We start from the raw sequence: 19,580 nt of genomic DNA, 5'->3' as shown, positions 1-19,580 counted from the left end.
GAGGTGCTGCCGTGTGCTGTCCGGAGGCATAGAAAAAAGCGGGCAGAGCCCGCTTTTTCGGTTGTCGATATTAACGGCGCAGGCCGAGTTTAGCAATCAGATCACGGTAACGCTGAACTTCGTTCTCACGCAGGTAACGGAGAAGACGACGGCGCGTTCCGACCATTTTGTAAAGGCCGCGGCGCGAGTGGTTGTCTTTCTTGTGTTCCCGCAAGTGCTCGTTCAAGTTGTTGATCTCTTCGGTAAGGATAGCGATCTGAACATCTGCAGACCCTGTGTCGTTCTCATGAGTCTTGAATTCGTTGATCAGCTCATGTTTACGCTCTTGTGTAATAGCCATCCTTTTCACCTCCTATTCTGTAATAGCCCCAAGTCCCGAGCAGCCGTTGGTGATTCGTGATGCCAAGGAAAAGGTTTGTGTATGTTTTACACTTTCCAATCATAACACTTGCGCCCGTGATGTGCAACCATCAGTCCAAGTCATTCAGTATCGCTCTGGCGGTTTCTTTATCCGTGCCGATCTGCGATTTCAAGTCATCGATGGAGCCGAATTTCTGTTCAGGCCGGATGAACGCGATCCAGTCAACGGCTGCCTCTTTGCCGTATAGGTCCCCGTCAAAATCGAAGACGTTCACTTCGATCGTCTTTTTCGCTTCTTCCGGTTTGTCGAACGTCGGTTTCACGCCGATATTGCAGACGCCGTCATAGACCGTTCCGCCGACTGTGAAGCGGACGGCATAGACACCGTTCTTCGGCACGATCAGGTCGTCTTCAGGGATGATGTTCGCTGTCGGGAACCCGAGCAGCCGACCGCGTTTGTCCCCATCCGTCACCGTGCCGACCGAGCGGAACGGCCTTCCGAGGAGTTCCGCCGTCTCCGATACCTTCCCTTCCGCAAGCAATCCGCGGATCCTCGTCGAGGAGATCTTCTCGTCGTCCATTGCCACTTTCCCGACGGTCGCCGCTGTGAAAACGCCCTCACCGAGCTGCCGCATATCTTCCATCGTACCCCGGCCTTTCGAGCCGAATGTAAAATCGAAACCGGCGGTCACATGGCGGACGTTCAGTTTCTTCAGGACGTCCTCGACGAAGCGGGCCGGCGACAGATCTGCAAGTGCTTTGTCGAATGTGACGATGAAGAGAGTATCAATCCCCATATCCGAAAGGAGCCGCTCCTTCTCTGATAGCGGGGTTATATAGCCAATTTTCCGGTCCTCTTTCGAAAACAGGTGGGAGGGATGGGGATCGAACGTCATGACCGCCGGAAGCAGCTGCCGTTCCTCCGCTTCCCTTACCGCCTCACGGATCACCGCCTGATGCCCTTTGTGCAGACCGTCGAAAAACCCGACAGCCAGTGAAAATTCCTTGTTTTCTATCGGAGTGATGCTTTGTGCGGCATCGAGCTTAATCACTTCCACTGCAGTCGTCCTCCTTTTGCCAATTCAGCGGGAACATCTTCGCGGGCTTCATGAGGCCCTCTTTCCCGGGATGCGGTGCATAGACGGCCATCGCCTTTCCGCCTGACGTGATGACTAGCTCGCCGCCGGATGCCAGCAGGGGATGCAGCGGCAGCACCTGGCCATGCTGTACAAATACGAGCAGCTCCCCTTCCGCTTCCGCAGACGGCAGGCCGGACAGCGCCGACTCTAGCGGCCGGATGTGCGGCTGAAGCCGCCCTTCATCCATGAGTTCCTGCACTTGCCCGAGCGTCAGGCAGTCTTCCTGGGTGAAGGAGCCAGACGCCGTCCGGACGAGCTTAGACATGTGGGCCGGGTAGCCGAGACGTTCACCGATCTGCACAGCGAGTGTGCGGATGTAGGTCCCTTTTCCGCAAGCGACCCGAATCGTGAACTTCGGCTCGGTTCCCGAAAATTGTTCAGCGTCGCTCAGAAGGTCGATGCGGCTGATGACCACTGTCCGTTCCGGACGTTCGACTTCCAGCCCTTTGCGGGCGTATTCGTACAGTCTCCGCCCGTTCACTTTGACAGCCGAGTACATCGGCGGAATCTGCGTGATATGCCCTGTCAGTGATGCCAGGGCAGCCTGCAACTGACTGCGGCTGATCGCCTTTTCCGACGGATCGCATTGGACTGCAGCACCATCGGCATCTTCCGTTTCCGTCGCGGTGCCGATCGATACTTCCGCGATGTATTCTTTTCCTGAATCCGTAATGTAGGAAGCTGTTTTCGTTGCCTGTCCGATACAGATCGGCAGGACGCCTTCCACGTTCGGATCGAGCGTCCCGGTGTGGCCGACTTTTTTGGTCCGCAAAATCTTACGGAGCTTGAAGACACAATCATGGGAAGTCATCCCTTTTTCTTTCCAGAGCGGCAGAATACCATCCATGCCCGTATCGCCTCCTTCTCCGGCTTCCCCGCCGGAATGTATGTATGACGGAAAAAAGGGACCGGGAATCCTAGTGGATGCCGATCCCTTCTCGTCAACTGTCCGTCTCGTCTTCTTTCACTTCCCGTAAAAGGGATTCGATCCGGTTGCCGTATGCAACGGATTCATCGAAAGCGAAATCGATTTCAGGTGTTTTCCTCAGCCGGATCCGTTTGCCGATCTCGGAACGGATGAATCCTTTGGCTTTTTTCAGGCCATCGAGCGTCGCCGCTTTTTCGGATTCCTTTCCGAGCACCGAAATGTAGATCATCGCCTGCTGGAGATCGCCTGTCACCTCGACGTCTGTCACAGTCACGAACCCGACGCGCGGGTCTTTGAGCCGCTGGCCGATAATCTCGCCCAGCTCTTTCTTCATCTGTTCGGCGACCCGGTTTGCACGCATTGTCATGGAGTTTCACCCCGCTTTGCTATCGTACATAGTCGATCTGTATTTCTGTCAGCTCCCACTCCGGATTGGACTCCAGGAACTTCTGAACGCGGCGGATTTCCCGCTCTGCCGCTTCCGTGGAGGAAGCTACAGCTGCAACACCGAGTGTTGTCCGCTGCCAGAGATCCTGATGATCCAATTCGGATATAGAAACATTATACCCATTTTTGACGCGATCGATCATGCGTCTCAGCACTGCGCGTTTGTCTTTCAGAGAAGCCGCCATTGGTATGATGAACGAACACTCTGCATAGACGATCACACCCGCTTGACTTCCTGCATGACGAAGGCTTCGATGATGTCGCCTTCTTTGATGTCATTGAAGTTTTTGATGGTGATTCCGCATTCGTAGCCTTTTGCAACTTCTTTTGCATCGTCTTTGAAACGCTTCAGCGTATCGAGTTCACCTTCGAAGATCATGATGTCATCGCGGTAGATACGGACGCCGGCATCTCTCGAAATCTTGCCGTCGGTTACATAGCTTCCTGCAATCGTGCCGACTTTCGAAACTTTGAATGTCTCGCGGACTTCGACCTGACCGATCACTTTCTCCTCGAATTCAGGATCGAGCATCCCCTTCATCGCCGCTTCGATCTCTTCGACGACTTTGTAGATGACACGGTGAAGACGGATATCGACGCCCTCTTCTTCAGCTGCCCGTTTCGCGTTCGTATCCGGCCGGACGTTGAAGCCGATGACAATCGCATTGGATGCGGCTGCAAGGGACACGTCTGACTCGTTGATCGCTCCGGCACCTGTGTGGATGATCTTGACGTTGACGCCTTCCACTTCGATTTTCATGAGGGAAGCGGCCATCGCTTCGACCGTCCCCTGAACGTCCGCTTTGACGATCAGGTTCAGTTCCTTCATTTCCCCTTCTTTCATCTGATCGAAGAGGTTGTCGAGTGTGATACGCGCCTTTTCGGTACGTGATTCCTGGATGGCGTCGCCTGCACGGCTTTCGCCGATCTGGCGTGCCGTCTTTTCGTCTTCGAAGACGACGAAACGGTCTCCTGCCTGAGGAACGTCACTCAGTCCGGTAATTTCGACCGGAGCGGACGGACCTGCTTCTTTCACACGGCGGCCGACGTCGTTGATCATCGCGCGGACTCTGCCGAACGTGTTGCCGACAACGATCGGATCCCCGACGCGCAATGTTCCGTCCTGGACTAGGAGTGAAGCGACAGCTCCGCGTCCGCGGTCCAGCTGGGCCTCGATCACTGTTCCTTTCGCACGGACTGCAGGGTCCGCTTTCAGTTCAGCGACTTCGGATACGAGAAGGATCATTTCGATCAGCTGATCGATCCCTTCGCCTTTCAGTGCCGAGATCGGAACGAAGATCGTATCTCCGCCCCATGCTTCCGGAACGAGGGCGTGCTCTGTCAGTTCCTGCATGACACGGTCAGGGTTCGCTGTCGGTTTATCCATCTTGTTGACTGCTACGATGATCGGAACCTCTGCCGCTTTCGCGTGGTTGATGGCTTCGACTGTCTGCGGCATGACACCGTCATCAGCTGCGACTACGAGGATCGTCAAGTCGGTCACTTTCGCTCCGCGTGCACGCATAGTCGTGAACGCTTCGTGTCCCGGTGTATCCAGGAAGGTGATCTTCTTGCCGCCCGACGTGATCTGGTAGGCACCGATATGCTGCGTGATGCCGCCTGCCTCGCCCTGTGTCACTTTCGTGTCACGGATCGAGTCCAGCAGTGTCGTCTTACCATGGTCGACGTGCCCCATGATTGTTACGACTGGCGGTCTTTCTTCCATCGCAGCTTCTTTTTCAGCTGCCTTTTCGTCTTCTTCCGGCTCTTCGAAATAGATTTCCAAGTCGGTGCGGTCGATGCGGATCTCTTCTTCGACTGCTACATCATACTCAGCGCAGATCAGTTCAATTGCATCTTTGTCGAGTTCCTGGTTGATGGTCGCCATTACACCGAGCAGGAAGAGCTTCTTGATGATTTCAGAAGGCTCTTTGCCCAGTTTGTTTGCGAGTTCCCCGACGGACAGAGATTCATAGAATGTAATTTTTTCCGGCAGCGGCTTTTCGATTTTCGGCATCGGATTCGCCGGACGGTGTCTTCTGCGTCCTTGGTTTATGCCCCGTGCTGGCGGACGGCCCCCGCGGCGGTTGCCGCCTCCGCCTCCCTGACGGTTTTGCGGAGAGGATCCCTGGCCGGAACGCTGCTGAGGTCCCTGGCTGCCTGACTGACCTGCAGGACGGTTGCCCGTCTGGCCTGCCGGGCGGCTGCCTGTCTGGCCTTGCGGACGATTGCCTGTTTGGCCTTGCGGACGATTGCCTGATTGGCCTTGCGGGCGATTGCCTGATTGGCCTGCCGGGCGATTGCCGGACTGGCCTGCCGGGCGATTGCCGGACTGGCCTGCCGGGCGGTTGCCGGACTGGCCTTGCGGACGGCTGCCCGTCTGGCCGGCCGGGCGATTGCCTGATTGACCTTGCGGACGGTTGGAATTCCCTTGTCCCTGAGGCCGCGAATTGCCGGACTGGCCTTGCGGACGTGAAGACGGCTGCTTCGAGCGGTTCGTATTGTCTTGACCGGATTGTGCCGGTTTGGACGGACTGAATTTCTTATCCAGTTTGTCTGCAGCCCCAGCGTCGATCATCGACATATGGTTCGTGACATTCACGTTCATCTTCCCTAGTTCTTCAATGACTTCCTTGCTCGATTTGTTCACTTTTTTCGCGTATTCATGTACACGTATTTTCGTCATTAGCCCACCCCCGTTATAATTCGTTGAGGAGCATAGACAGCTTTTTGGCAAAACCGCTGTCTGTTACCGCGAGGACGACTCGCGACTCTTTTCCGATTGCATGCCCGAGTGATCCGCGATCACCGAAAACATGCTTCTCAACGTTGTAGCTAGTACATTTATCTGACACTTTTTTCATCGTGTTATCAGATGCGTCATTAGATAGTATAACAAGTTTTGCGCGCTGTGCCCGGATCTCGGCCACAGCGAGTTCTTCCCCGGCCGTCAGTTTCCTGGCCCGGGCGGCGAGTCCGAGCATCTGGTAGATCTTCGTCTCCGCCGTAATCATTTCAATGCCTCTCTCCGGACGGCGTGCAGCAGGTCCGCATACACGTCTTCCGGAACGGCGGCACCCAGCTGTTTCTCGATGGCATGTGTCGCCTGTGCTTTCTCGACAGCCTCCTCGGATTTCGAAACATAGGTGCCCCGCCCGGATTTCTTCCCTGTCAAGTCGACAGAGATTTCGCCTTCTTTCGTCCGGACGATCCGGAGCAACTCTTTTTTCGGGAACATTTCCCCGGTAGCTGCACATTTGCGCAACGGCACTTTCCGTTTACCTGCTGCCATGCGGATGCACCTCCATGCCTTCCTTATTCGCTCTCTTCTGAATAGAGATCGATCTGTTCATCCGCCCCTGCAGCATCAGCCGGTTCCAAAGGACCCTCTTCGTCTGCATAGACATCGAACTCTTCGTTTTCGATATAGTCTTCTTCCGCCTCTTCTTCTTCGGGACGCGGATAGATCCCTAACTCACGAGCATCCGTTTCGCTTTTGATGTCGATTTTCCATCCTGTCAGCTTGGCTGCAAGACGTGCATTCTGCCCGCGCTTCCCGATGGCCAGTGAAAGCTGGTAATCCGGTACGACGACTGTCGTCGAGCGGTCCTCATCCTTCACTTGGACGTCGAGCACTTTGGACGGACTCAGTGCGTTCGCAACGAATACGACGGGATCTTCCGACCATTCGACGATATCGATCTTTTCGCCATGGAGCTCGTTCGAAATCGTCTGGACACGGGCACCGCGAGCGCCGACACAGGAGCCGACAGGATCGACATCCTCATTCAGCGTGAAGACGGAAATCTTGGAGCGGTCGCCGGCTTCCCGGGCGATGGACTTGATCTCCACGATGCCGTCGAAGATCTCAGGCACTTCCATTTCGAACAGGCGGCGCAGCAGGCCGGGATGTGTGCGTGATACGAACACTTGAGGGCCGCGGGACGTCCGTTCCACTTTCGTGATATACACTTTGATGCGGTCGTGCGGCTTGTAGGTTTCCGAAGCGATCTGTTCAGTAGACGGGAGGACAGCCTCCACTTTACCGAGACCGACGAACAGGTTGCGTGCGTCGAACCGTTCCACGATTCCGTTGACGATGTCATCTTCACGGTCGATGTATTCTTCGTAGATCAGTCCGCGCTCCGCTTCCCGCACACGCTGCGTGACGACCTGTTTCGCTGTCTGTGCAGCGATACGGCCGAAGTCGCGAGGCGTCACTTCCTGTTCGACGATATCGCCGATCTCATACGCAGGGTTGAGGAGCAGGGCATCCTCCAGCTCGATTTGCAGGAGGTCGTCTTCCACTTCTTCCACAACGTCCTTGCGTGAATAGACCTTGATCGTGCCCTGGTCCAGATTGAGATCCACGCGGACATTCTGGGCCTGGTTGAAGTTCCGTTTGTATGCTGTTACAAGTGCAGCTTCGATCGCTTCCACCAGTACATCCCTAGAAATTCCTTTTTGCTTTTCCAAAGCGGTTAACGCATCAAGCAGATCGCTGCTCATCTTCATCACTCCTGATTGGTTCGATTATGCCGAAAAGTCGATTGCGTATCGTGCGACCGCAATTTTGTCTTTTGCAATGCTGACTGTCAAAGTCCGTGTTTTAATGCGGATCTGCATTTCGAGAACATCCGGCGCGTTGGCGATCAGATGTCCTTCGAACTCCTTCATGCCGTCCACCGGTTCGTATGTTTTCACATAGATATAACGGCCGACCGCTTTTTCGTAGTCCTCTTCTTTCTTGAGCGGACGTTCGGCTCCCGGGGAAGACACTTCCAGGAAATAGTTTTGCGGGATCGGATCCGTCCGGTCGAGTTCTTCACTGAGGCGTTCGCTCACCTGCGCACACTGGTCGATATCGATATTACCTTCCGGTGTGTCGATGTAAACACGCAAAAACCAATCGCGGCCTTCTTTCAGGAATTCGATGTCGACAAGCTCCAGACCGAGTTCCTGAACAACGGGAAGTGCTAATTCCTCGACTTGTTCAATTACTTTACTCATTTTACCCCTCCCTCACAAGTTGTAATTTGCCTGCAACTCACAGTAAACAACAGAAAAGAGCGGGGATTCCCACTCTTTTCGCGTGAAACTATAGCAAAAGTTACAACTATTATACCACAGACTGCCGCTTGCCGCAAATGTTACAGGCCGCTGCCCGATCCTGCCCCTCTGCATTCCGTGAAATCAGAACAGGGAGAGCTGGTTCATCTCCGGGAGGCCTTCGAGGCAGCCGAGGCTGTCCATGTATTCCGTAATCGTCTTCGAGACACGGCCCCGCCGCTGCAAGTCCTCTTTCGAAAGGAATTCGCCGTCTTCCCGCACTTCTACAATCGTTTTCGCCACGTTCGTCCCGAGGGAAGGGATGGCGTTGAACGGCGGGATGAGAGTGTTCCCTTCGATGATGAACTCCGCTGCGGAGGACTTGTACAGGTCCGGCTTTGCGAACGAATACCCGCGTTCGCACATTTCCAGTGCGATCTCGAGCACCGTCACCAAGCTCTTCTCCTTCGGTGACGCGTCGAGCCCTTTGTCGTATATCTCCTTGATGGACGCGCGGATGGATGCCGGTCCTTTGATCATCGTGGCCAAATCATAATCGGTCGCCCGGACCGTGAAATAGGCCGCATAGTACATGATCGGATGGTGCACTTTGAAATATGCGATACGCAGTGCCATGAGTACGTATGCGGCTGCGTGCGCTTTCGGGAACATGTACTTGATCTTTTTACAGGAGGCGATGTACCAGGCCGGGACTTTGTTCTTCTTCATCTCTTCCTCGAATTCCGGTGTCAGCCCTTTCCCTTTCCGGACGGATTCCATGATCTTGAAGGCGATCGCCGGTTCGAGCCCCTGATAGATGAGGTAGACCATGATATCGTCCCGGCAGCCGATCACTTCGGCCAGCACGCACGTCTTGTTCTGGATCAGTTCCTGGGCATTGCCGAGCCAGACATCCGTGCCGTGCGACAGGCCTGATATCTGGATGAGCTCGGAGAACGTTGCCGGCTTCGTCTCTTCGAGCATCTGCCGGACGAACCGGGTCCCGAACTCTGGAACACCAAGAGTACCGGTCTTGCAGTTGATCTGTTCTTCCGTGACACCGAGCGACTCCGTGCCGCTGAACAGCGACATGACGCCTGCATCGTCCGGCGGGATCGTCTTTGGATCGATCCCTGACAGATCTTCGAGCATTTTGATCATCGTCGGGTCATCGTGCCCGAGTATATCGAGTTTCAGCAAGTTGTTGTCGATCGAGTGGAAGTCGAAGTGGGTCGTCTTCCAGCTGCTTCCGACGTCATCCGCCGGATACTGGATCGGCGTGAAGTCGAAGATCTCCATATGGTCCGGGACGACGATGATGCCGCCCGGGTGCTGTCCGGTATTCCGTTTGACGCCGGTACACCCCTGGACGAGCCGGTCGATCTCCGCGCCGCGCAAGTTCAGTCCGTTGTCGTTCATGTACCCCCGGACATAGCCGTAGGCGGTCTTTTCCGCAACTGTTCCGATCGTCCCCGCACGGTACACATAGTCCTCACCGAACAGCTCTTTCGTATAGTTGTGGGCATGCGCCTGGTATTCACCGCTGAAGTTCAAGTCGATATCCGGCACTTTGTCCCCGTTGAAGCCGAGGAATGTCTCGAACGGGATGTCATGCCCGTCTTTCCGATAAGGGACATGGCACGCGGGACATTCCTTGTCTGGCAGGTCGAAGCCGGAACCGACCGAGCCGTCTGAGAAGAATTCCGCCTGTTTGCACGACGGACAGATGTAATGGGGCGGCATCGGGTTGACTTCCGTGATTTCCATCATGGTGGCGACGAGTGACGAGCCGACCGATCCCCGCGAGCCGACGAGATAACCGTCGTCCAGCGACTTCTTCACGAGCTTATGCGAGATCAGGTAGATGACGGCAAACCCGTTGCCGATGATCGACTTCAGCTCTTTCTCGATACGCGCCTCGACGATGTCAGGCAGTTTCTCCCCGTAAATCTCGTGGGCCATCGTATAGGTCAGTGACCGGACTTCCTCTTCCGACCCTTCGATATGCGGCGGATACAAGTCGTCTTTGATCGGCTTGACATCCCCGACCCGGTCGACGATTGCCAGACTGTTGTCGATGACGATCTTCTCCGCCGTTTCCGGCCCTAGGAACGCAAACTCTTCGAGCATCTCATCGGTCGTGCGGAAATGGACAGCCGGCAGACTGTGGCGGTTCATCGGGTTCGCGCCGCCCTGGGAGCGGACGAGCACTTCCCGGTAGGAAGCGTCTGTCGGATCGACATAGTGGACGTTGCCGGTCGCGACAACAGGGAGCCCTGTCTTCTTGCCGAGCTTGACCATCTTCCGCATGATGTCTTCCAGGTTCCATTCATCGCGTATCAGTTCGAGTTCGATCAGATGACTGTATACCGGTTTCGGATGGAGTTCGAGGTAATCATAGAATGACGCGACTTCTTCCGCTTCTTCCAGTGACTTCTGCATGAGCGCTTCGAACACTTCCCCTTTGTCGCATCCGGAACCGACGAGCAGCCCTTTCCGGTGCTTGACGAGCAGCGATCGCGGAATCCGCGGCACGCGGTAGAAATAATCCATGTGGGAATAGGAGACGAGCTTGAAGAGGTTCTTCAGCCCTTCATCCGTCGTGGCAAGAAGAGTGCAGTGGGACGGGCGGGAGCGTTTGTAGGCATCGCCCTCACCGACATTCTTGTTGAAGTCGTCCAGATAGGCGATCCCTTTCTCCTCGGCATCTTTCATGAGCCGGAGGAACAAGTGGGCTGTCGCTTCCGTGTCATAGATCGCGCGGTGATGCTGGGTCAGTTCGATGCCGAACTTTTTCGCAAGTGTGTTGAGGCGGTGGTTCCGGAGTTCCGGATACAGCATGCGGGCGAGTTCGAGCGTATCGATGGCCGGGTGGTTCACCGTTTCGATTCCGGCTTTCTTGCATGATTCATAGAAAAAGCCCATGTCGAAAGATGCGTTATGGGCTACGAGGATGGAGTCACCGATGAATTCGATGAAGTCCTTCATGACGTCCGCCACTTCCGGTGCATCTTTCACCATATCATCCGTGATGCCTGTCAGTTCAGTCGTCGTGGAGGACAGCGGATGATGGGGATTGGCGAACCGCTCGAATCGGTCGATGATCTCCCCATTGCGGACACGGACTGCTGCCAGCTCGATGACCGTGTCATAGACAGCGGAAAGGCCGGTCGTCTCCACGTCGAAAACAGTATACGTATCGTCCTCAAGCAGACGGTGCTGTTCGTCGTAGACGATCGGCACGCCGTCGTCCACCAGATTCGCTTCCAGCCCGAACAGCACTTTGACGCCGTGCTTCCTTCCTGCATTGTACGCTTCCGGGAACGCCTGGACATTGGCATGGTCCGTTATGGCGATTGCCGGCAGCCCCCATTTTCCAGCCTGCTCGACGAGCGCTGCTGCAGAAGACACCCCATCCATCTGGCTCAATTTCGTATGGGTATGTAATTCGGCGCGCTTCCGGCCGTCAGGTGACTTGTCTTTCCGCACGACAGGAGCAACCTCCATGATATCCTGCGCCATCATGATGAGGTCGCGGACGAATGTGTCGTTCTGGATGCTGCCGCGTGCACGGACCCATTTGCCCTTCGTCAGTGCCTTCATCAGCTCTGCGTCTTCGTTATCCCGGGAGAACATCTTCACGAGGATGGAGTCCGTATAGTCGGTGACTTTCAGTGTCAGCAGGGAACGGCCGCTTCGCAGTTCGCGGACTTCCGCATCGAACACGAACCCTTCGATCGTGATGCGCCGCTCTTCATCCTGGATCTCGCGGATGCTGACCATCGGTTCGTCGTGGCGGATCGCCGTGCCGAGGGAGATCGGACCGCTCGGGGCGGTGCCGCCTTCTTTCTTCGCCGTATCCCGCTGCTGCATCGCTTCCAATGCTTTTTGGGCATAGGCTTCCTCTTCCGCCTTCCGTTCTTCGAAAAACGCGGCTTCCGCCTGCTGTTTCTCCTCAGGAACCTCGGAAAGCAGGAACTCAGGATAAATGCCCGCAAAACCGAATGACTCGAAGGCGTTCGAAATCAGCTGGCCGTATTTGTTCTTCAGTGTCCGCTGCTGGACTTCGTTCACGCAGCAGACGGACAGTTTGTCGCCTGTCAGCTCAGGCTCCCGTGCCGTCAGCGCTTCGCGCAGCGGAGGTGAAATATCCCCGAGTTCGTCCATCACGGCCGGCCAGTAGGCGGTCACTTTGCCTGCATCCGCCGGCCGGTTCCGTGACGAAATGTGCAGACGGACGGCAGCGATGGCGGAAAACGCTTCACTCACCCGCTTGCGGAACAAGGTGTATACTTCAAACGGCAGCGGTTCGTCCAGCGTCACTGCAAACTGCCAGACCCTGGATTTCTTGTAGATATCCACACGTTCCAGTTCCGCATGATGGAAATGAGCAGCGACTGCATCTTCCGTCAGTCCGATCTGCTGCAGCAGCATTGACATCTTCGTTGTAGCGTCCATAATTGTCCCCTTTCCCGAAAAAGAAAGGAAGGACCGGAATCCGGCCTTCCCATGACTTTACTCTGTTCTGAAAAATTCCTGCAGTTTCTCGGTCACCTCTTCTTTGCGCCAGTGGTGTGTTTCCCCTGTGCTCCGGTAGGTGACCTCGATCATACCGTCCGCCGCTTCGCTGGCGACGGTGATCTTCACCGGGATGCCGAGCATATCGGACGTGCGTTTCTTCTCTTCCAGACTGACATTCCGTTCATCGTACAGAATCCTGTACCGGTATCCGTTCATAACAGAATTCAATTCTTCCGCCAGCTGCCGCTGCGTGTCGTCCTCATAATCATCGATCAGCAGGTGCACATCATACGGCGCCAGACGGAGCGGCCATTTCAGCCCGAGTCCGTCACTGTAATATTCGGCTGTTACAGCGAACAGCCGGGTGAGATCCATATAGGAATACCCGGTTGAAATCTCGAGGGTCCCTTTGCCGGCAATATCGATTTTACTGAAGACAGGCTTCGGGTCGAGTATCCGGGCGAACACCGTCCCTTTCGAGAAAGCGAGTGTGCCGTTTCCGTCCGGAGAGGGCTCCCCTTCCGTCACCAGCCGGATATCCATGTATTCATCCGCCGTGAAATCCCTGTCCGGGTTGACGTTCAGCAGGAATGTGTCCGCTTCGTTCGCCCCGCACAGTCCATTGACGACCGTCTCCACACTGTAATCGGCAAGCACACGGAAACCGAATGGCAGCTGGACTGGACCGAGAGTGTCTGCCTCCGTCCCGAGTACCTCTTTCACGTTAGCGTCCGGCAATTTGATAAGCGAGGCGGCGCCGCATGCTTTCTGCAGCTTCAGCTCGTTCAGCTTCCGGTCACCGCGGATGAGGACGACAGCAGGATCCCCGTCGATTTCGTACAGATACGAGTGGATCACCCGGTCTGCGCCTATACGTAAAACTTCAGCGAGCTGATCCCCCGTCCGCCCGGAGCCGGCCGCTTTCTCAGCCGGTTTCTGTTTGACCGCTGCGTCATGGCCCTCCCGCAGCGCCTCCGTGAGCTCCGCTTTCGCCACGTATGTGCCGCTCTCGTTCCTCGCGATCCATTCATCGCCGCAATCGGGGAACGCAACGAACTCATATGCCTTCATGCCGATTTCCTGCTCACTCTGCAGTACACTGAACGGCACGCCGATTTTACTGAAGATGCTTGAGAACACACCGTGCAGAAGGGAGCTGTGATCGATCGCTTCGGCCGTATCGGTATGGAAGGAATATCCGCTCATCAGCGCGAATTCCTTCGCACTGAGCAATCCGTTCTCCGGCGCGAGCCTTTCACCGCTGCGCACGTGCTGTTTGATGTGGAACACGGAGATCGGCAGCTGTTCGGAAGAGATCACTTCTTTTTCGATGAAGGACAGGAAGATCATTTCATCGGATTTTCCGGATGCGTGTGCAAATTGTTCGTACGGAAGGTCGACCTCCAACACGCCTGCCGCTTCCATATCACTGCGGATGATCTGCTTGATATTGTCCAGCACTTTACCGGCAAGCGGAAAGTAAGCATACATACCTTCCGATGTTTCCTGCACATAACCCGCCCGTGCCAGTATCCGGTCCGCCACACAGTGATTCGGTGATTCTGCAGCAGGTATGAAAACACCTGATTGTTTCATCGTGTGTCGCCTCCATCTGCCCCTAGAAGGGGAATGTATCTCTTAGAAAAAGAATTTCTGGATGTCATTCCATGTGACGACAAGCATGAGCAGCATAAGAAGCATGATGCCGACGAAATGCACCATCCCTTCTTTCTGGCGGTCGATCGGCCGGCCGCGTACCGCTTCGAACAGGAAGAACAGCAGGCGTCCGCCGTCAAGTGCAGGGAGCGGCAGCAGGTTCATGATCCCGAGGTTGATGCTCAGAACGGCTGCCCAATTCATCAGGTTGAAGACGCCATACTGTGCGACTTGTTCGGTCGCTTTGTAAATGCCGACCGGTCCGGACAGCGCATCGAGCGTGAACTTGCCTGTCAGCAGCATGCCGAGGAGTTCAAAGATCTTGGCGATCCAGAACCACGTCTGCTGGGCGCCGTATGCGATTGCTTTCAATGGGTTCTTTTCAACAGGACTCGTATAGAGAACACCGATCTGGCCGAATGACTGTCCGGCATCTTCCATCGTATCCGGAGTGACCTGCAGCTCTTTCAGCTCGCCGCCGCGTTCCACTTTGATAGTGATCTGGCGGCCCGGGCTGTCCTGGATCTCCTGTGTGAAATCCGTCCAGCTGTGCACTGCCTTGCCGTCTGCTTCTTTGACGAAGTCGCCAGCCTGCATGCCGGAAGCGGCTGCCGGACTGTCCTTCTGCACTTCCGTGATGATCGGCTCGTTCGTCGGAACCCCGTTCAGCAGGCCGAGTGCGAGGAACACGAAGAACGCCAGGATGAAGTTGAATACAGGTCCCGCCAGGATGGTGAGGAACCGTCCGAGCAGCGGCTTCGAATCGAACTGCCGGTCTTTCGGCGCAATCAGCGTCTTATCCCCTTTTTCGTAGATGACAGCTGTTCTCGAAATCGGGAAACGGACGAGGTTTTCATCCTCGTCATACCCTTTGATATACAGCTCATCCGACAGGTCAGCTATTTCCGTCTCGATGAACAGGACGTCCGGATTGGACACATTCGAGTTCAAGTGGATCTTCGTGACTTCATCCTTGCTGTTCAGGATCAGACCGACCCGGTAGCCGGGAAGCAGCTCGACCGTATCGAAGTCCTCCCCGGCCATACGGACATATCCGCCTAGCGGCAGCAGACGGATGGTGTACAGGGTTTCCCCTTTTTGAATGCCGAGGATCTTCGGTCCCATGCCGATTGCAAATTCGCGCACCATGATACCCGCCTTTTTCGCGAACAGGAAGTGCCCGAATTCGTGGAAAAAGACCAAGGAACCGAAAATTATGATAAACGCAATGATTGTCTCCATTCATACCCACCTTTTCAGCCCCTACAGGCCGCTGTACTAAATACCTTATTTTATCATGGAATGGACGATTTGACGAGTGTGCGCATCCGTCTCCAGGATGGCCTCGAGTGTTGCTTCCTTCACGGTCTGATGCTGTTCCATCGCCTGTTCCACGAGTTCGTCGATCCGCACGAACGGGATACGGCCGGCAAGGAACTGGCTGACGGCCACTTCGTTCGCGGCATTCATGGCCGCGGGCATCGTGCCTCCAGTGCGGCCCGCTTCATAGGCGAGGGCAAGTGCTTTGAACCGCTCATAATCCATCGCCTGGAAGTGCAGTGTTGCAATCTCTTCCAGTTTCAGGCGCTGGGGATTGGCCATCGGGATGCGTTCAGGGTAGGACAGTGCATACTGGATCGGCACGCGCATATCGGGAGAGCCGAGCTGCGCCATGACGCTCGTATCCTCGAATTCGATCATGGAATGGATGATGCTCTCCTTGTGCAGCAGGCAGTCGATCCGGTCATACGGCATGTCGAATAAATGGTGGGCTTCAATGACTTCAAGCCCTTTGTTGAACATCGTCGCGGAGTCGATCGTCAATTTGTTTCCCATCGACCAGTTCGGGTGGGCGAGCGCCTGTTCCAGCGTCACACCCTGCAGCTGGTCCCGTGTCAGGTCGCGGAAGCTGCCGCCCGATGCGGTCAGGATGAGCCGCTCGATCGACTTCGGCTGTTCCCCGTTCAATGCCTGGAACAGCGCGGAGTGTTCACTGTCCACCGGCAGGATCGGCACATTGCGCTTCCTCGCCTCCGCCATGACGACGTCACCCGCGGCAACGAGCGTTTCCTTGTTGGCGATGGCGATGGCGATGCCTTCGCGGATTGCTGAGAGCGTCGGCTTGAGGCCGACACTGCCGATCACCGAGTTCAGCAGGATATCAGCACCCGAACCGGCCGCAACCTCTTCCAGACCTTCTGCGCCATGGACGAATGTAATATCAGGGAATTCCGCACGCAGTGTGTCCGCGTCACTCTTTTCCATGACCGAAATGAGCGGCGGTCTGAAGGCCGCCGCGATTTCCCGTACTTTCCCGATATTGCGTCCGGCTGAGAGCGCAGTGAGCTCGAACTGTTCAGGATGGGCGCCGATGACGTCCACTGTCTGGAGACCGATCGAACCGGTCGCTCCCAGCAGGCTGATCTTTTTCTTCATGGTCAAAACATCCCTTTCGATTAGCTAACGAAGTGCAGCAGATGGAGCAGCGGCAGGACAAACAGCAGGCTGTCGAACCGGTCCAGAATACCGCCGTGCCCGGGAAGAAGTTTCCCGGAGTCTTTTACATTGTAGGTCCTTTTGAATGCAGATTCCACCAAATCCCCCAGCTGGCCGACAATCGAAGCGAGAATCGTCATGCCGATCAGTATAAGGTATGAAGAGGTGATCGGCTCGATGAGCTGGAAGATAAGGACGAAGATGACTGCACTGATGATGCCGCCGACAAAGCCTTCCACCGTCTTATTCGGTGAAATGTCGGGCCACAGTTTCGTCTTCCCGAGCTTGCGGCCGACGAAATATGCACCCGAGTCCGTCGTCCAGACAACGACCAGTGCGTAGATGATGAAGATGAGGCCAGCTTCCCTCGTGGCGGTGAGGAAGTAGAAACCCATCCCGACGTAAAAGGCGGCCAGTACGGAGAATGCGGCATCCGAAAATGTAAAACGGTTCTTGACGATAACTGTATAGATCAATAAAAGCAGGATGATGACGAATGCAGCATCCAATTTCGTGTAACCGATCGCTCCGAGCCATCGGTCCGCTGTGTTTTTCGGCAGCAGAAAGACAGCAGCCATGAGCCACGCAAGCACACCTTCGGCGGATGCCAGTCTGATCGACTGCATCTTCAGCAGCTCATACAGGCCGATGGTCGCGATGGCATAGACGAGCAGTGTAAACGGCACTCCCCCTGTAATGACAAAAGGAATGAAGACCGCTGCTGCGATCACTGCGGTAAGTATTCGTTGTTTCACGTAAGTTCATTCCCTTCGAGACTTCCAAATCGTCTGCTGCGTTTTTGATAATCTTCAATGATGGTCAGCATCGTATGCTCATCAAAATCCGGCCACAGCACTTCAGTGAAGGCCAGTTCGGCGTAAGCGAGCTGCCAGAGCATGAAATTCGACAGACGGACTTCCCCGCTCGTACGGATCAGCAGATCTGGATCCGGCAAATGGCAGGTCATCATCGCCTTGCTGACGGTCTCTTCCGTAATCTCACTGAGTGCCAGTTCGTCCTGTTGCAGCTGGACGGCGATCTTTTTGACAGCTTCTGAAATTTCGAAGCGGCTGCCGTAGTTCATCGCGAAGTTGAGCACCATTCCGTCGTTCGAAGACGTCTCCTGCATGGCCCGTTCGATGGCCTCTTTCGTATGGACCGGCAGCAGATCGGCACTGCCGATCATTTCGACTTTCACATTATTTTCGACCAGTTCAGGCAGATACGTACTCAGGAACTCGCCTGGCAATTTCATGAGGAAGTCGATCTCCCGTTTTGGCCGCTTCCAGTTTTCTGTTGAGAAGGCATAGAGTGTCAGCACTTCCACGCCGAGCCTGCTGGCAAACAACGTCGTCTTCCGGACGGTTTTCATGCCTTCATGATGCCCTGCAATCCGTGGCAGTTTCCGTTGTTTCGCCCATCTGCCGTTGCCATCCATGATGATGGCGATATGTACAGGCATGGGCCTCTCTTTTGCAGCAGCCAGCCGCTCTTCGTATGACGGCAGATCAGCCGCCGTCTTCTTTCGCAGCAGTTTTCCGAACATATTTTTTCCTCCACTCGGCGGCGTTTCGAATCATTCACCCTCTTTATCCTATCAAACTGAGGGGAAAGTTGCATGCTAAAAAGGACGCCCTAACGGTAGGACGCCCATTGAAAAGGAAAGTTACTGTTTAGATTTCCATAATTTCGTTTTCTTTATCCTCTGCCAGGCTGTCGATCTTAGTGATGTACGAGTCAGTCAGCTTTTGGACTTCGTCACTGTAGCGGCGCAATTCGTCTTCTGTGATTTCGCCGTCTTTCTCGAGTTTCTTCAGTTCCTCGTTCGCATCGCGGCGGATGTTGCGGATGGCGATTTTCGATTCTTCCCCATCTTTCTTCACTTCCTTGACGAGATCCTTCCGGCGTTCTTCCGTCAGGGCAGGAACCGCGAGGCGGATGACTGAGCCGTCATTCGAAGGGGTGATACCGATATCCGACTTCAAGAGCGCTTTTTCGATGTCTCCGAGCGTCGTTTTGTCGTACGGCTGGATGACGAGCAGCCGGGCTTCAGGTACGGAAATACCAGCCATCTGGTTCAGCGGCGTAGGCGCCCCATAATACATAACGGAAATACGGTCGAGCAAAGAAGCACTTGCACGTCCCGCACGAATGGAAGCGAGTTCCCGCGTAAGTGAGCTGATTGCTTTTTCCATCCGTTCAGTTGTTTGGTCCATTACTGCTTTTGGCATGTTTAGTTCCTCCCAACGACTGTACCGATTGTTTCACCGCATACAGCCTTTTTAATGTTTCCTTCTTCCATAATTGAGAATACTACGAGCGGGATATCATTGTCCATACAGAGCGTAGAAGCAGTAGCGTCCATGACTTGGAGACCTTTGCTGATCACATCCAAATAGGTCAGCTGTTCGTACTTGACAGCTGTCGAATCGATCATTGGATCGGCAGAATAGACACCGTCGACATTGTTTTTTCCCATTAGGATTACATCTGCTTCAATTTCAGCTGCGCGGAGTGCCGCAGTCGTATCGGTCGAGAAATACGGGTTGCCGGTACCTGCTGCAAAGATGACGACGCGATTCTTTTCGAGATGGCGGATCGCTTTTCGGCGGATGTACGGTTCAGCCACCTGGCGCATGTCGATGGAAGACATCACTCGGGACTCCGCTCCAAGTTTTTCGATAGCATCCTGCAGGGCGAGTGCATTCATAACAGTGGCGAGCATACCCATATAATCGGCAGTCGTCCGGTCCATGCCCATTTCGCTGCCGACCTTACCACGCCAGATATTGCCTCCACCTACGACGACCGCCACTTCGATGCCGAGATCGAGGACTTCTTTTACCTGAATGGCAACAGACTTGATGATTTTCGGGGAAAGACCGAATCCCTGCTCTCCGGCGAGCGCCTCTCCGCTTAGTTTCAGTACAATACGTTCATAGTTAGGAGTGCTCATATGTATCCCCCATTTTTTTGTTTTTCTT

At 55.0% G+C, this 19,580-nt stretch carries 18 protein-coding genes; all 18 read right to left on the bottom strand.

Annotated features, from left to right (window positions below; all coding sequences use genetic code 11):
• Nucleotides 1-70 precede the first annotated feature (70 nt).
• Entirely contained in the window at nucleotides 71-340 is a 270-nt protein-coding gene (gene rpsO / locus NFU03_RS01690) for a 30S ribosomal protein S15 (protein ID WP_251635570.1), read from the bottom strand.
• Nucleotides 341-470: 130 nt separating this feature from the next.
• Nucleotides 471-1,418, bottom strand: coding sequence for a bifunctional riboflavin kinase/FAD synthetase (locus NFU03_RS01685; protein WP_251635568.1), 948 nt, complete (start codon nucleotides 1,416-1,418; stop codon nucleotides 471-473).
• Nucleotides 1,405-2,346, bottom strand: coding sequence for a tRNA pseudouridine(55) synthase TruB (gene truB, locus NFU03_RS01680; RefSeq protein WP_251635566.1), 942 nt, complete (start codon nucleotides 2,344-2,346; stop codon nucleotides 1,405-1,407). Before truB ends, NFU03_RS01685 begins: the two co-directional genes overlap by 14 nt.
• 94 nt (nucleotides 2,347-2,440) lie before the next feature.
• The gene (gene rbfA / locus NFU03_RS01675) at nucleotides 2,441-2,794 is read right to left on the bottom strand and encodes a 30S ribosome-binding factor RbfA (RefSeq protein WP_251635564.1); all 354 of its coding nucleotides are present in this window, start codon (nucleotides 2,792-2,794) and stop codon (nucleotides 2,441-2,443) included.
• 19 nt (nucleotides 2,795-2,813) lie between these two features.
• Entirely contained in the window at nucleotides 2,814-3,095 is a 282-nt protein-coding gene (locus NFU03_RS01670) for a DUF503 domain-containing protein (RefSeq protein ID WP_251635562.1), read from the bottom strand.
• Entirely contained in the window at nucleotides 3,092-5,560 is a 2,469-nt protein-coding gene (gene infB / locus NFU03_RS01665; protein WP_251635560.1) for a translation initiation factor IF-2, read from the bottom strand. Before infB ends, NFU03_RS01670 begins: the two co-directional genes overlap by 4 nt.
• A 13-nt stretch (nucleotides 5,561-5,573) precedes the next feature.
• Nucleotides 5,574-5,888 carry a YlxQ family RNA-binding protein gene (locus NFU03_RS01660; protein WP_251635559.1) on the bottom strand — a complete coding sequence of 105 codons (315 nt, stop codon included), beginning with the start codon at nucleotides 5,886-5,888 and terminating at the stop codon, nucleotides 5,574-5,576.
• The gene (gene rnpM / locus NFU03_RS01655) at nucleotides 5,885-6,166 is read right to left on the bottom strand and encodes an RNase P modulator RnpM (RefSeq protein ID WP_251635557.1); all 282 of its coding nucleotides are present in this window, start codon (nucleotides 6,164-6,166) and stop codon (nucleotides 5,885-5,887) included. The genes NFU03_RS01660 and rnpM overlap by 4 nt, the downstream gene beginning before the upstream one ends.
• Nucleotides 6,167-6,189: 23 nt before the next feature.
• Nucleotides 6,190-7,383 (bottom strand): transcription termination factor NusA, encoded by a 1,194-nt coding sequence (gene nusA, locus NFU03_RS01650; RefSeq protein WP_251635555.1) that lies wholly within the window; start codon nucleotides 7,381-7,383, stop codon nucleotides 6,190-6,192.
• A gap of 24 nt (nucleotides 7,384-7,407) precedes the next feature.
• Nucleotides 7,408-7,884, bottom strand: coding sequence for a ribosome maturation factor RimP (rimP, locus tag NFU03_RS01645; protein ID WP_251635552.1), 477 nt, complete (start codon nucleotides 7,882-7,884; stop codon nucleotides 7,408-7,410).
• Between the two features lie 183 nt (nucleotides 7,885-8,067).
• Nucleotides 8,068-12,381 carry a PolC-type DNA polymerase III gene (locus NFU03_RS01640; protein WP_251635550.1) on the bottom strand — a complete coding sequence of 1,438 codons (4,314 nt, stop codon included), beginning with the start codon at nucleotides 12,379-12,381 and terminating at the stop codon, nucleotides 8,068-8,070.
• A 57-nt stretch (nucleotides 12,382-12,438) separates the two neighbouring features.
• Nucleotides 12,439-14,040 carry a YbaK/EbsC family protein gene (locus NFU03_RS01635; protein WP_251635548.1) on the bottom strand — a complete coding sequence of 534 codons (1,602 nt, stop codon included), beginning with the start codon at nucleotides 14,038-14,040 and terminating at the stop codon, nucleotides 12,439-12,441.
• A 42-nt stretch (nucleotides 14,041-14,082) separates the two neighbouring features.
• The gene (rseP, locus tag NFU03_RS01630; protein WP_251635546.1) at nucleotides 14,083-15,342 is read right to left on the bottom strand and encodes an RIP metalloprotease RseP; all 1,260 of its coding nucleotides are present in this window, start codon (nucleotides 15,340-15,342) and stop codon (nucleotides 14,083-14,085) included.
• A 45-nt stretch (nucleotides 15,343-15,387) separates the two neighbouring features.
• Entirely contained in the window at nucleotides 15,388-16,536 is a 1,149-nt protein-coding gene (locus NFU03_RS01625; RefSeq protein ID WP_251635544.1) for a 1-deoxy-D-xylulose-5-phosphate reductoisomerase, read from the bottom strand.
• A gap of 20 nt (nucleotides 16,537-16,556) precedes the next feature.
• Nucleotides 16,557-17,351 (bottom strand): phosphatidate cytidylyltransferase, encoded by a 795-nt coding sequence (locus NFU03_RS01620; protein WP_251635542.1) that lies wholly within the window; start codon nucleotides 17,349-17,351, stop codon nucleotides 16,557-16,559.
• On the bottom strand, nucleotides 17,348-18,142 hold the full coding sequence (locus NFU03_RS01615; RefSeq protein WP_251635540.1) for an undecaprenyl pyrophosphate synthase: 795 nt from the start codon (nucleotides 18,140-18,142) through the stop codon (nucleotides 17,348-17,350). Before NFU03_RS01615 ends, NFU03_RS01620 begins: the two co-directional genes overlap by 4 nt.
• A gap of 127 nt (nucleotides 18,143-18,269) precedes the next feature.
• Entirely contained in the window at nucleotides 18,270-18,827 is a 558-nt protein-coding gene (gene frr, locus NFU03_RS01610) for a ribosome recycling factor (protein WP_251635537.1), read from the bottom strand.
• Nucleotides 18,828-18,829: 2 nt separating this feature from the next.
• Nucleotides 18,830-19,552, bottom strand: a complete 723-nt coding sequence (gene pyrH, locus NFU03_RS01605) for a UMP kinase (protein ID WP_251635535.1) — start codon at nucleotides 19,550-19,552, stop codon at nucleotides 18,830-18,832.
• Between the last annotated feature and the right edge of the window lie 28 nt (nucleotides 19,553-19,580).

This window comes from Sporosarcina sp. NCCP-2716 (assembly GCF_023707985.1).
In the GTDB taxonomy this organism is placed as follows: domain Bacteria; phylum Bacillota; class Bacilli; order Bacillales_A; family Planococcaceae; genus Sporosarcina.
The sequence above is the reverse complement of the archived record's forward strand: the minus strand, read 5'-3'. Positions and strand labels throughout refer to the sequence as shown.